The 12444-nt window shown below is 74.2% G+C and carries 13 protein-coding genes; 8 read left to right on the top strand and 5 right to left on the bottom strand.

What is annotated here, in order from left to right:
• Positions 1 to 669 precede the first annotated feature (669 nt).
• Positions 670 to 2058 carry an FAD-dependent oxidoreductase gene (locus ASF50_RS01390; RefSeq protein ID WP_056903257.1) on the top strand — a complete coding sequence of 463 codons (1389 nt, stop codon included), beginning with the start codon at positions 670 to 672 and terminating at the stop codon, positions 2056 to 2058.
• 3 nt (positions 2059 to 2061) lie between these two features.
• Here ASF50_RS01390 and ASF50_RS01395 read toward each other — a convergent pair whose 3' ends face one another.
• A complete protein-coding gene (locus tag ASF50_RS01395; protein WP_056903258.1) occupies positions 2062 to 3003 on the bottom strand; it encodes an SGNH/GDSL hydrolase family protein in 942 nt (313 codons plus the stop codon).
• 72 nt (positions 3004 to 3075) lie between these two features.
• Positions 3076 to 3801 carry a PaaX family transcriptional regulator C-terminal domain-containing protein gene (locus ASF50_RS01400; protein ID WP_235557517.1) on the bottom strand — a complete coding sequence of 242 codons (726 nt, stop codon included), beginning with the start codon at positions 3799 to 3801 and terminating at the stop codon, positions 3076 to 3078.
• Positions 3802 to 3895: 94 nt separating this feature from the next.
• Here ASF50_RS01400 and ASF50_RS01405 point away from each other — a divergent pair, with 94 nt between their 5' ends.
• A complete protein-coding gene (locus tag ASF50_RS01405; protein WP_056903260.1) occupies positions 3896 to 5527 on the top strand; it encodes an acyl-CoA dehydrogenase family protein in 1632 nt (543 codons plus the stop codon).
• Positions 5528 to 5573: 46 nt separating this feature from the next.
• On the opposite strand, the gene ASF50_RS20000 is transcribed toward ASF50_RS01405, so the two are convergent.
• On the bottom strand, positions 5574 to 6098 hold the full coding sequence (locus ASF50_RS20000) for a MarR family winged helix-turn-helix transcriptional regulator (RefSeq protein WP_082502643.1): 525 nt from the start codon (positions 6096 to 6098) through the stop codon (positions 5574 to 5576).
• Positions 6099 to 6166: 68 nt separating this feature from the next.
• On the opposite strand from ASF50_RS20000, the gene ASF50_RS01415 reads away from it, so the two are divergent.
• The 6 genes from ASF50_RS01415 to ASF50_RS01440 all read left to right on the top strand — a co-directional run bounded on the left by ASF50_RS01415 (position 6167) and on the right by ASF50_RS01440 (position 10781).
• The gene (locus tag ASF50_RS01415) at positions 6167 to 6610 is read left to right on the top strand and encodes an OsmC family peroxiredoxin (protein ID WP_056863233.1); all 444 of its coding nucleotides are present in this window, start codon (positions 6167 to 6169) and stop codon (positions 6608 to 6610) included.
• Between the two features lie 90 nt (positions 6611 to 6700).
• Positions 6701 to 7954 carry a uracil-xanthine permease family protein gene (locus tag ASF50_RS01420; RefSeq protein WP_056863234.1) on the top strand — a complete coding sequence of 418 codons (1254 nt, stop codon included), beginning with the start codon at positions 6701 to 6703 and terminating at the stop codon, positions 7952 to 7954.
• Positions 7955 to 7997: 43 nt separating this feature from the next.
• Positions 7998 to 8582 (top strand): potassium channel family protein, encoded by a 585-nt coding sequence (locus ASF50_RS01425; protein ID WP_056863235.1) that lies wholly within the window; start codon positions 7998 to 8000, stop codon positions 8580 to 8582.
• Complete coding sequence (locus ASF50_RS01430; RefSeq protein WP_056863236.1) at positions 8579 to 8977, top strand: hypothetical protein; 399 nt, start codon at positions 8579 to 8581, stop codon at positions 8975 to 8977. The genes ASF50_RS01425 and ASF50_RS01430 overlap by 4 nt, the downstream gene beginning before the upstream one ends.
• Positions 8978 to 9051: 74 nt before the next feature.
• The gene (locus tag ASF50_RS01435; protein WP_056863237.1) at positions 9052 to 9513 is read left to right on the top strand and encodes a DUF350 domain-containing protein; all 462 of its coding nucleotides are present in this window, start codon (positions 9052 to 9054) and stop codon (positions 9511 to 9513) included.
• Complete coding sequence (locus tag ASF50_RS01440) at positions 9513 to 10781, top strand: glutathionylspermidine synthase family protein (protein WP_056903261.1); 1269 nt, start codon at positions 9513 to 9515, stop codon at positions 10779 to 10781. Before ASF50_RS01435 ends, ASF50_RS01440 begins: the two co-directional genes overlap by 1 nt.
• Positions 10782 to 10788: 7 nt before the next feature.
• On the opposite strand, the gene ASF50_RS01445 is transcribed toward ASF50_RS01440, so the two are convergent.
• Positions 10789 to 11559 carry an AfsR/SARP family transcriptional regulator gene (locus tag ASF50_RS01445; RefSeq protein ID WP_056903262.1) on the bottom strand — a complete coding sequence of 257 codons (771 nt, stop codon included), beginning with the start codon at positions 11557 to 11559 and terminating at the stop codon, positions 10789 to 10791.
• A 127-nt stretch (positions 11560 to 11686) separates the two neighbouring features.
• The gene (locus tag ASF50_RS01450; RefSeq protein WP_056863240.1) at positions 11687 to 12424 is read right to left on the bottom strand and encodes a GAF and ANTAR domain-containing protein; all 738 of its coding nucleotides are present in this window, start codon (positions 12422 to 12424) and stop codon (positions 11687 to 11689) included.
• Between the last annotated feature and the right edge of the window lie 20 nt (positions 12425 to 12444).

A 12444-nucleotide genomic window follows, 5' to 3' on the forward strand; every position in this document is an offset into this window, starting at 1 on the left:
CCGTGGGTCGGCCCGGTGGCCGAGCGTGCGTAGTGGCGGGAGACGACACCTGCGGCGGGCGTCGACCGGTCGTTCGCCGCCACTTCTCGGGCGGGTCGGTCGGGGACGTGACGCAGCCCCGCGTGGCCGGCCGGTGCTGGCGGCGCTCGCGGTGACCGAGCGTGCGTAGTGGCGGAAGACGACACCTGCGGCGGCCCTCGACCCGTCGTTCGCCGCCACTTCTCGGGCGGGCCGCCCGGCGACGGGAGGCAGCCCCGCGTGGCGGGTCGGTGGCGCTCGCGGTGACCGACCGTCCAGGTCCGGGTGCCAAAGACCTCCACCGACCACTCGGAGACCGACGGGTCACGACGCGACGCCCCAGAGCCCCGACGGTCGCCGGCGTGGTTCCGTCTCGACGGGCTCCCTCCTCGACCACCGGGGTGCCGGGGGTGCCGGGGCCGCCGGGGTGCCGGGGCCGCCGGGACGACCGTCTCGCGGCGAGGTGTGACGCTCGACGTCACAGTCGGATCCGGGGGAGCGACCTAGGTCACAGCCGTATCCTGTGACCTCACAGCGGATCGGTCCCTACTGCGGCTTGGCGGGGCCCGTGATGCTGGTGCAGGGCGCAGGTGCGCCCGTCCTCGGCGCGCGACCTGCGCGCCGTCCCTCTCGCATCAGGAGTGAGCAGTCATGAGGAAGTTCCGGGTCGCCGTGGTCGGTGCCGGTCCCGCGGGCATCTACGCGGCCGACATCCTGACCAAGGAGCACGAAGGCGCGAGCGTCGACGTGATCGAGCGGCTGCCCGCGCCGTACGGCCTGGTCCGCTACGGCGTGGCGCCGGACCACCCGCGGATCAAGGAGATCGTCAAGGCGCTGCGGCGCGTGCTCGACCGCGACTCCATCCGCTTCCTCGGCAACGTCGAGTACGGCCGCGACGTCACCCTCGACGAGCTCAAGCGCCACTACGACGCGGTGGTCTTCTCCACCGGCGCCATGTCGGACCGCTCCCTCGACATCCCCGGTGTCGACCTCGAGGGGAGCCACGGCGCGGCCGACTTCGTCAGCTGGTACGCCGGGCACCCTGACGTGCCCTCCGAGTGGCCGCTCGACGCCCGCTCGGTGGCCGTCATCGGCGCCGGCAACGTCGCGCTCGACGTCGCCCGCATGCTGGCCAAGCCCGCCGACGAGCAGCTGACCACCGAGATCGCCGACAACGTCTACCAGGGCCTCAAGGCCAACCAGGCCACCGACGTGCACGTCTTCGCGCGCCGTGGCCCCGCGGAGATCAAGTTCTCCCCCATGGAGCTGCGCGAGCTCTCCCACTCCCCGAGCATCGACGTGCTCGTGGAGGAGGAGGGCTTCCAGATCGACGACGACGGCCAGTCGCGCATCAGCAGCAACAAGGGCGTCCGCCTCGTGGTCGACACCCTGCTCAAGTACCTCGAGGCCGAGCCGACCGGCGCCCAGCACCGCATCCACATCCACATGTGCCACGCCCCGGTCGAGATCCTCGGCGAGGACGGCAAGGTCGTCGCGATCCGCACCGAGAAGACCGAGATGGACGGCACCGGCAACGCCCGCGGCACCGGCGAGTTCGTCGACACCCCGGTCCAGGCGGTCTACCGCGCGATCGGCTACCGCTCCTCCAGCCTGGCCGACGTGCCCTTCGACGACGTCCGTGGCGTGGTGCGCCACGACGGCGGTCGGGTCGTCGACGAGGACGGCATCCAGCTCACCGGGCTCTACGTCACGGGCTGGGTCAAGCGCGGGCCGGTCGGTCTCATCGGCCACACCAAGTCCGACGCCAGCGAGACCGTGCGCCACCTGCTCTCCGACCTCGAGAAGATCCCTGCCCCCGAGGTCGGCGACCCCGAGGGCATCGTCGAGCTCCTGCTCGACCGCGGCGTCGGCGTCACCACCTGGGAGGGCTGGGAGCGTCTCGACGCCCACGAGGTATCGCTGGGCGAGGCCTCGGGTCGCGAGCGGATCAAGGTCGTCCCGCGCGAGGAGATGCTGCGCATCTCCCAGGGCTCCGACGACCAGGGCCCCGACGACCAGGGCTCCGACTCCCGGGGCTGACCGCTACGGCACCAGGTCGAGGACCCGCACGGCCCGCGCGGCCATGCGGGCCTCGCCGAGCGCATTGGGGTGCACGATGACCGGGTTGGTGCCCTGGAGCACCGGCTCGATCCAGCGCACGCCGGCCTCCTGGCAGGCGTCGTGGCCCTCGGAGACCCGGTTGAGGTTGACGTACGTCGAGCCCGTGGCCGCCGCCGCGCGGCGCACGGCGTCGTTGAGCGTGGCCTGGAGGCTGCGCAGGTAGGGCACGTCGCCCTCGGCGACCGGCATCTGGTCGAAGCACCCACCGGTGCGCGGCAGGATCCACGGGTAGCCGAGGATCGCGACCTCGGCGCGGGGCGCGCGACGTGCGACCTGCCGCAGCACCTTCACGATCGCGGGGTAGGTCGTGTCGCGGATCGTGTCCTCGTAGCTCGAGCCGAACTGGTCCTTGCACGGGCTGCCCTGGCCCAGCGACAGCACCCCGAGCGCGCCGCAGGACAGGATCGAGCCGATGAAGACGCCGCTGTCGTTGCCGCCGATGGTCATCGTGACCAGGCGGGTGCGCCGGTTCAGCGCGTCGAGCTGCGGTGCGACACCGGGGTACTGGCCCTCGGCGTAGTCGCCGGTCTCCGCGCCGCCGCAGGTCACGTCGACCAGGCGCGCGCCGGTGCGCTCGGCGATGAGGTGGGGGTAGTTGAGCGTGGAGCGCAGGCACTGGGGCGGTGCCGTCGGGTCGGGCGGCAGGACGCCCGAGGCGGCGCTGTAGGAGTCGCCGAGGGCGACGTAGCGCGCCCCGTCGGCCAGCGCGCCGCGCAGGTCGCGCCGGGCGTCGCGGTCCGTGGCGGCGCCGCCGGACGAGCCGGTGGCGCCCGCAGGAGCCACGAGCAGGGCCGCGGCCAGCGCGAGGACCGCGACCAGGACGGACGCCAGGGCGGCGGGGCGGGCGGGCGTGCGTGGGCGCATCGGGTCTCCGTCGACGGGGGGACGGGCGAGGTGGCGCCCGTCACAGCGTTCTACGCGGCGCTCCCGCCCCCGTCAAGGGCGTCCGGGCGTCACGGTCCCGCCGAGCACCTCGGCCACGAGGTCGCGCTGGTAGCCGTCGTAGGCCGCTCGCGCCCGGGCCGCCGGCCAGCCGGGCGGCTCGAGCGGGGCGGGGAGCAGCGGGTCGGCGGCGAGGTGGCGCACCAGCCGCGCGGCGAGGGCGAGCCGGGTCGCCGGCGTGGCCGCCTCCGCGAGGGCGGCCGTGGTCCGCTCCGCCTCCTCGGCCCAGCCCCGGAGGTCCCACAGGCGGGCGGCGAGGCCCGCGGGGTCGTCGTCGGGGCGGGCGCGGAAGAGGGTGGTGGTCGGGTCGGCGGGGGTGGGGCGCTCGAGGTTGGCGGGCCGGGTCCAGACCCCCTCGCGGAGCTCGGCGAGTCGGGCGGCGGCCAGCCGGGAGCGCAGGGCGGAGCGCTCGGTGCCGGGGCGCCCGGCCACGGTGACCACGACCATCTCCCAGTCGCCGTCCCACACGGCGGCGCGCGGGCGGTGCTCCTGACGCTCGCGGCGCTCGACCAGGCGCCGGCCGAGGCGGTGCTCGGCGCCCTCGCGGGTGACGTCGCCGGCGGCGACCGCGCGGCTCAGCGCGACGCGCACCGTGGCGGGTGCGACCCCCAGGTGCTCACCGGCCCCGACCAGCTCGGCCCCGGTCATCGGTCGCGGGTGCGCCCCGAGCAGGAGGCTCAGCACCACCGAGCGGGCGGGGAGCGGCTTGACCTCGGGCACCGGCCGAGTCAACCACAGGGGCATTACGTCTCTGGACACGACTGTCACGTCAGACGTAATGTCGTCTCCCGACGCGTCGATCCCAGGAGGGCCCATGACCGCGACCCACGAGGTGCTCAACCAGGTGCCGCCGCTGGTCGGGCACGACACCAGCGACGACGCCGCCCTGCGCGAGGGCCTGGAGCGCGAGGGGGCCGGGTGGGCGCTCGGGGAGGTCTCCGACCTGGGCCGTCTGGCCGGCAGCGCCGAGGCGCAGGAGCTCGGCCGCCTCGCCGAGCGCCACCGCCCGGTGCTGCACACCCACGACCGCTACGGCCACCGCGTCGACGAGGTCGTCTACGACCCGGCCTACCACGAGCTGATGCGCACCGCCGTCGCCCACGGGCTGCACGGCGCCGCCTGGGCCGACGACCGGCCGGGCGCCCACGTCGCGCGCGCGGGCCGCTTCATGGTGTGGAACGTCGACGCCGGCCACACCTGCCCGATCTCGATGACCTACGCCGTCGTGCCCGCCCTGCGCGCGCACGCCGACCTCTCGGCGCGCCTCGAGCCGCTGCTCACCGGGCGCGACTACGACCCCGTCCTGCGTGACCCCGAGACCAAGCGCGGGCTCGTCGCGGGCATGTCGATGACCGAGAAGCAGGGCGGCTCCGACGTCCGCGCCAACACCACCACGGCCACGCCGCAGAGCGACGGCACCCACCTGCTGGTCGGCCACAAGTGGTTCACCAGCGCGCCGATGTCCGACGTGTTCCTCACCCTCGCCCAGGCGCCGGGCGGCCTGTCGTGCTTCCTCGTGCCGCGGGTCCTGCCCGGCGGCGCGCGCAACCCGCTGCGCCTCGTGCGGCTCAAGGACAAGCTCGGCAACCGCTCCAACGCCTCCAGTGAGATCGAGTACGACGGAGCCGTCGGCTGGCTGGTGGGCGAGGAGGGGCGCGGCGTGCGCACCATCGTGGAGATGGTCAACATGACCCGTCTCGACTGCGTCATCGGCTCCGCGTCCGGCATGCGCGCGGGACTGGTTCAGGCCGCCCACCACGCCCGCCACCGCGCGGCCTTCGGTCGCCCGCTGCTGCAGCAGCCGCTGATGCGCAACGTGCTGGCCGACCTGGCGGTGGAGTCGGAGGCCGCGACGACGACGATGCTGCGCCTGGCCGGAGCCAACGACCGCGCCGTGCGCGGCGACGAGGGCGAGGCGGCGCTGCGCCGCATCGGCCTGGCCGTGACGAAGTACTACGTGTGCAAGCGCGCGCCCGTCGCGGTGGGGGAGGCGCTGGAGTGCCTGGGCGGCAACGGCTACATCGAGGACTCCGACCTGCCGCGGCTCTACCGCGAGATGCCGCTGCTCTCGATCTGGGAGGGCTCGGGCAACGTCGCCGCCCTCGACGCGCTGCGCGCCCTGGGGCGCGAGCCGCACACCCTCGACGCGTTCCTCGGCGAGGTGGAGCTGGCCGCGGGCGCCGACCGCCGCTTCGACGACGCCCTGGCCCGGCTGAAGAAGGAGCTGACCTCCTTCGACGACCTCGAGGTGCGCGCGCGGCGCGTGGTGGAGCAGCTGGCGCTGGTGCTCCAGGGCTCGCTGCTCGTGCGGCACGCCCCCGCGGCCGTCGCCGACGCCTTCTGCGCCTCGCGCCTGGGGCGCGACTGGGGTGGGGCGCTCGGCACGCTGCCGCCCGGTCTCGACCTCGACCCCGTCGTCGAGCGCGCGCTCGTCGAGGTGCCCTGATCCGTCGTGCCCTGACCCGTCGGGCCCTGACCCGTCCGGACCCGGGTCAGCCCTCCAGGGAGCGGCCGGCCGACGCGGTGACGCCGCGCAGCAGGTCGCGCAGGGCCACGGCCTGCTCGGCGGTGACCCCCAGCGCCTCCGCGACCCGGCACTGCACCCGCTCGACCTCCGGTCGCATCGCCTCCCCGGCGGCGGTGAGGGCGACCAGCACCACCCGCTCGTCGGCGGTGCTGCGGCGGCGGGTGACCAGGCCGGCCTGCTCCATGCGGCGCAGCAGGGGCGTCAGCGTGGCGTGGTCGAGGCGCAGGGTGGCGGCCAGGTCCTTGACCGCGCACTCGTCGCGGCCCCAGAGCACGACGAGCACGAGGTACTGCGGGTAGGTGACCCCGAGGTCCTCGAGGATCGGTCGGTAGGCGGCCGTCACCGCCCGCGAGGCGGCGTAGAGGTCGAAGCAGAGCAGGGCGTCGAGCTCGTGCCCGACCGCGACGGTCCCGGAGGTCGTGCCCGACGTGGTGCCGGACGTGGTGCCGGACGTGGTGCCGAACGTGGTGCCGAACGTGGTGGAGGACATGCTTGCATCTTACTCGTGGGCAGGTATCTTGTGTGCAAGACATCTTCGTCGACCGAAAGGAACAGCACATGCCCACGCGCACCGCTCGCACCGCCTGGAACGGCACCCTCGAGGACGGCTCCGGCCAGGTCGAGCTCTCCAGCTCCAAGGTCGGCACCTACGAGGTCTCCTTCCCCAAGCGCGCCGCTGACGAGGCCGGGGGCACCACCAGCCCCGAGGAGCTCATCGCCGCCGCGCACTCCGCCTGCTACGCCATGCAGCTCTCGGCCTTCATCGCCGAGGCCGGCGGCACCCCGCAGGCCCTCGACGTCAAGGCCGACGTCTCGCTCGGCCCCGACTCCGCCAACGGCGGCTTCAAGCTCACCGGCATCACCCTGACCGTGCGCGGCGAGGTCGACGGCCTCGACGCCGCCGGCTTCGCGAAGGCCGCCGACGCGGCCAAGGCCGGCTGCCCGGTCAGCAAGGCCCTCACCGGTGTCGAGATCACCCTCGACGCCGCGCTCGAGGACTGAGCGCTCCACCAGCTCCACCAGCTCCACCGGCCCCGGTCCACGTGGTGCCCCGGTCGGCACGGCGGGTCCTCGACACGCGACGATGACCCCATGCGCCTCTCCTGGACCCTGCACCGCGACGGCCGCACCGTCGCCGACGACGAGATCGTGCGGCCCGAGGAGCGGCTGGCCTGGCCGCTCACGATCGGCCTGGGCGCCCAGCACGTCGTCGCGATGTTCGGGGCGACCTTCCTGGTGCCGCTGCTGACGGGCTTCCCGCCCACCACCACGCTGTTCTTCTCCGGCGTCGGCACGCTGCTCTTCCTCCTCGTCACGGCCAACCGGCTGCCGAGCTACCTCGGCTCGTCCTTCGCCTTCATCGCGCCGATCCAGGCCGCCACGGCCACCGGCACCCTGGGCAACGCCCTCTTCGGCGTGCTGGCCGTCGGGCTCACCCTCGCCCTGGTCGGCGTGGTCGTGCTCGTCACCGGCACCCGCTGGATCGAGGCGCTCATGCCGCCGGTGGTCACGGGCGCGATCGTGGCCCTCATCGGCCTCAACCTCTCCGGCGCCGCCACGGCGAACGTCCAGCTCGCGCCGTGGACGGCCATGATCACGCTGGCCGCCGTCATCGTCGTCGCCGTCGGCCTGCGCGGGCTCGCCGCGCGCCTCTCGGTGCTGCTCGGGGTGGCCGTCGGCTACGTCGTGGCCGCGCTGGCCGGCGCCGTCGACCTCGGCCCGGTGCGCGACGCGGCCTGGGTGGGCCTGCCCGACTTCTTCGCCCCGGAGCCGAGCTGGAGCGTGCTGCCGGCCTTCCTGCCCGTCGTGCTGGTGCTCGTGGCGGAGAACGTCGGCCACGTGCGCACCGTGGCCCACCTCACCGGCGACGAGTCGCTCAACCGGCTCACCGGCCGCGCCCTGCTCGCCGATGGGATCGCCACCACGCTGGCCGGCTCCGCGGGCGGCTCGGGCACCACGACCTACGGCGAGAACATCGGCGTCATGGCCGCCACCCGGGTCTACTCCACCGCGGCCTACTGGGTCGCCGGCGTCGTCGCGCTCGTGCTCAGCCTGTCGCCGAAGTTCGGCGCGCTGGTCAACACCATCCCCGCCGGCGTGCTGGGCGGCGTCACCGTGGCGCTCTACGGCCTCATCGGCGTCATCGGCGTGAAGATCTGGATCGACAACCGCGTGGACTTCTCCCGCCCGGTCAACCAGCTCACCGCGGCCGTCGCGCTGGTGATCGGCATCGGGAACCTCACCCTCGGCGGCGAGGACGTGCTCGTCACCGGCATCGCGCTCGGCACCGTCGCCGCCCTCGTCGTCTACCACGGCGCCACCGCGCTGGAGCGGCTGCGCGCGTGAGCGGCGGGTTTGAGGTGCCCCCGCCGGTGGCAGGAGGTGGCCTATGACGCCCGTCACCGAGACCCCGCGGCGGGTCACCGCCCCCGTGCGCCGGCTGGTCAACGCCCCCCTCGCCCTCGTCGTCGCCATCGTCGTCGTCTGGGTCGGCTGCTCGATGGCCTACGCGGTGCTGGAGGACCGCGGCCCCGTCGAGTCGCTGTGGTGGGGCATCGTCACCGGGTCGACGGTCGGCTACGGCGACTCCTACCCCTCCTCCACGGCCGGGCGCGGCGTGGCCAGCGTCCTCATCGTCACCATGCTCCTGCTGGTGCCGATCGCGATCGGCCACGTCATCGCCGGCCTCGTCGTCGACCGCGACCAGTTCTCCCACGACGAGCAGGTCGCGCTGGCCGAGACCGTCGAGTCGCTCCACGACCGCGTCGAGACCCTCGAGCACCTGCTGCGGGCCAGCCTCACCGACGTCCACGGGAGCGCCTGGGTCGAGGAGCACCTGCGGGAGGCCGCCTCCCGCGAGAGCGCCCACCACGACGTCGACGACCGCATGCTCGCCACCTTCCACGGCACGCCCGCCACCTCCGCGGCCACCACCTCGGCGCCCGCCACCTCTCGCACGAAGGACCGCCCATGACCTCCCGCCCCGGCACCACCACCCGCCGCATGCGCTCGGCCGGCGTCTCGATCGGCGTCACCGCGCTCATGGCCGCCGGCCTCACCGGCTGCTCGACCTCCGCCGACTACGCCGCGGTGTGCGTCGACCCCGACACCCAGGAGCGCGTCGACGACGACGAGTGCGACGACGACTCCGACTACAACGGCACCGGGTCGGGCTTCTTCTGGTACTACCTCGGCGCCAGCTCCCGCGTGCCGGGTGTCGGCAGCCCCGTCTCCGGCGGCACCTTCAACGGCTCCTCGCTCAGCGGCAACGTCCAGCGCGGCGGCCTGCCCAGCAGCGGCGGCACGTCGGTCAAGAGCGTCACCAAGACCGGGGGCTTCGGCGGCGTCAGCCGCGGCATCTCCTCCTGACCCGCCCGGCCCGACCCGCCCGGCCCCGCCGCGCACCCGCCCTGCTCGTCGTACCGAACCCCTAGGAAGAACTCATGCTGGAAGCCCTGCTCGTCGCCCTCGGGCACGCGATCGTCTACGCCCTGGCCGCGGGCGTGCTGCTCGTCGTCGCCTACTACGTGCTCGACCTCGTCACCCCGGGCCACCTCGGCAGCCACCTGCGCGGCATCGACGAGACCGGCGCGGAGTCGGTGCACGCCGCCTCGCGCTCGGCCGGGCTGGTCACCGCCTCCTGGCTGGTCTCCAACGCCCTGGTGCTCTTCACCGCGATCTGGACCAACGGCGAGACGTCGCTGGGCTGGGCCCTGGTCTGGACGCTGTGCTTCGGCCTGCTCGGCGTGGCCCTCAACGCGGTGATGTTCTTCGTCGTCGAGGCGCTGACCCCCGGTGACCTGCGCACCATCGTGTGCGAGCCCGGCCCGGTGCGCCCGCTGGCCTACGTCGCGGCCGCGTCGGCGATCTCGGTGGCGCTCATCGTCTGCGCCAGCATCGCCTGATGTGGCGCCACGCCTCGCGCCCGCGCCCGGAGTGGGAGCGCATCGTCACCGAGCAGGGGCTGATCTTCCCCGTCACCCCGACCCCCGAGGGCCGCACGGTGCCCTACTGGAACGAGTCGGCGTGGTACGAGGTGACCCTCGACGAGGTCGAGCTGCTCGAGGCCGCCACCGAGGAGCTGTGGGCGATGTGCGTCGACGCGGCCGGCCACATGGCCGCGACGATGACCGACGAGCGCCTCGGCCTGCCGCCCGGCAGCCTCGCGCTCGTGCGCCGCTCCATCGAGCGGGGCGACCCCGCGGTCTACGCCCGCTTCGACCTCGCCTACGGCGCCGACGGGTCGGTGAAGATGCTCGAGATCAACGGCGACACCCCCACCGGCCTGGTCGAGACCGGCGTCGTGCAGTGGCGCTGGATCGAGGACGTCATGACCGACATCGACCAGTGGAACTCCGTGCACGACCGGCTGGTGGCCCGCTGGCGCGACCTGCTCGTCTCCGGTGAGCTCGAGGGCGACCACCTGCACTTCCTCTACGACCTCGGCGGGGAGGGGGAGTACGACGGCGGCGAGATGGAGATGACCGTCCACTACCTCATGGACTGCGCCGTGCAGGCCGGCTGGACCGTGATGGCCCACCCCATCGGCGAGGTCGGCTGGAACCCCGACACCCGCGACTTCCGCGACGTGCACGACCGCCCGATCCGCAACGCCTTCAAGCTGTACCCGTGGGAGGACATGCTGGGCGAGGAGTTCGGCCGGCTGCTGCTCGACGAGGCCGAGACGACCCCGGTGCGCTGGTTCGAGCCGGCGTGGAAGGTGCTGCTGAGCACCAAGGCGATCCTGCCCGTGCTGTGGGAGCGCAACCCGGGCCACCGGCTGCTGCTGCCGGCCTACTTCGACGAGCCCCGCGACCTCGAGGAGTGGGTGGCCAAGCCGCTGCACGGGCGCGAGGGCGACAACGTCACCGTGCACCTGGCCGACGGCCACGAGCAGACCAAGCCCGGCCCCTACGGAGCCGAGGGCTTCGTCTACCAGCGCTACTACCCGCTGCCGGTCTACGGCGGCAACTACGTGGTGCTCGGTTCCTGGGTCGTCGACGGGCAGGCCGCCGGCATGATCGTGCGCGAGTCCGACGGCATGGTCACCGACTACTTCAGCCGGGTCGTGCCCCACGCCATCAGCGACGGGCTCAGCCCCGACGACGCCACCGTGCGCGGCTGGCTGGCGACGCGTACGCCGGTCACGCCGCCGTCGCTGCCGCCGGGCTGACCCGGGCTCAGTCGGTCCCGGCGCCCCGCAGCAGCCTCAGGTGCAGCTCACGGGTCTGCGGCGACGGGTCGGCGCCGAGCTCCTCGGCGAGCTGGCGACGGTAGCCCTCGAAGGTGCGCAGCGCCGCCGCGGTCTCGCCCAGCTCGGCGTAGGCCGTCATGAGGGTGCGGTGGACGGCCTCGGCGCCGGGGTCGACGGCGATGGCCTGCTGGGCCAGGTCGACGGCCTCGCGCAGGGCGCCGGTGCGCAGGGCGGCCTCCGCCGCGTCGGCGAGCAGCACCGAGCGCAGGCCGCGCAGGGCCGCCCGCTCGGCCCGTGCCCAGGCCGCGGTCTCGTCGTAGGCGCTGAGGGCGCCGGCCCACAGGGTCTCGGCCCGCCGCGTGTGGTCGAGCACGTCGACCAGCCGGGCGTCGAGGAAGGCCAGCCGGGCGTGGCGGGCGTGGTCGCGGTAGACGGCGACGTCGACCCACGCGCCCTCGAGCACCAGCCCCTCGGGGTGGCGCACGACGCAGTCGGCCTCGACGGCGCGCCGGATCTGGCTGGCCGCGGTGCGCAGGCTCCCGCCGGCGTGCTCGGGCGAGGACGCGGGCCACAGGGCGTCGGTGAGGGTCCGCGCCCGCACGGGCCGCCCGTCGGCCAGGGCGAGCATCCGGAAGAGGTCCATGGTCTTGCCGGTGCGCCACGCCGCGGGGGGCACGACGGTGCCGTCGCGCCGCACGACCTCGAGACCGCCGAGCAGGCGGACGAGGACGGGGGAGGTGGGGCGGGGACCGGGCATGGCAGGCGGTGCTCCGTGGGGGGAGTGGGGATCGCAGCACCGGTCTGACCGCGGACCCAACCCTAACCCCACCCCGCCCCCGGGCGCCGGAGAAACGGACCGTGGTCCGAGACACCCAGCGAGATCCTCAGGTCGTCGGCCGCTCCGGGGGGAGCAGGTCCCCGACCGCGAGCCGTCCCTCGATGACGTCGGTGGCGACCGTGCCCAGCGGGCGGGCGTGCTCGCGGGCGAAGGCGCGCATCAGGGCGAAGGCCTCCTCGATCTCGAGGTCGGCCCACTCCGCCACCACGCCCTTGGCCTGCTCCACCACGACCCGCAGGCTCAGCGCCGCCTGGAGCTGGTCGGCCAGCACCTCGCGCTGCCGGGGGGTGCGCTCCTGGAGCAGCCCGACGGTCGCGACCGCCGTGAGCGCCCTGGCGAGGGCGCGGTCGTCGTCGGTGAGGTCGGTGGCCGCGGCGTAGAGCAGCGCCAGTGCGCCGAGGCGCTCCGAGCGCAGGCGCAGCGGGACGGCGTGGACGGAGGGGTAGCCGAGCTCCTCGGTGGTGCGCACGAAGCGGGGCCAGCGTCGCAGGCCCTCGGTGCGGGGCACGTTGACGACGTCGTCGCCGGAGCGGAACGCGTCGAGGCACGGCCCCTCGGCCGTGGCCAGGGTCTCGAGCCCGAGGTCGCGCGCGGCGTGGGTCGTGGTGGCGATGACCCGCAGGGCGCCGCGCTGGTCGGCCAGGACGATGGCGGCGGCGTCGGCGCCGAGGATCTCGGCGCTGCGCTCGGCGAGGTTCTGGAGGAAGTCGACCACGTCGAAGTCGTCGCCGAGGGTGTCGGCGAGCTCGACGAACGTGGTGGCCAGCAGTTGCTCACGAGACACGGGTGTCCCTCCTCGGTCGT

Source organism: Nocardioides sp. Leaf307, assembly GCF_001423135.1.
Classification (GTDB): domain Bacteria; phylum Actinomycetota; class Actinomycetes; order Propionibacteriales; family Nocardioidaceae; genus Nocardioides; species Nocardioides kribbensis.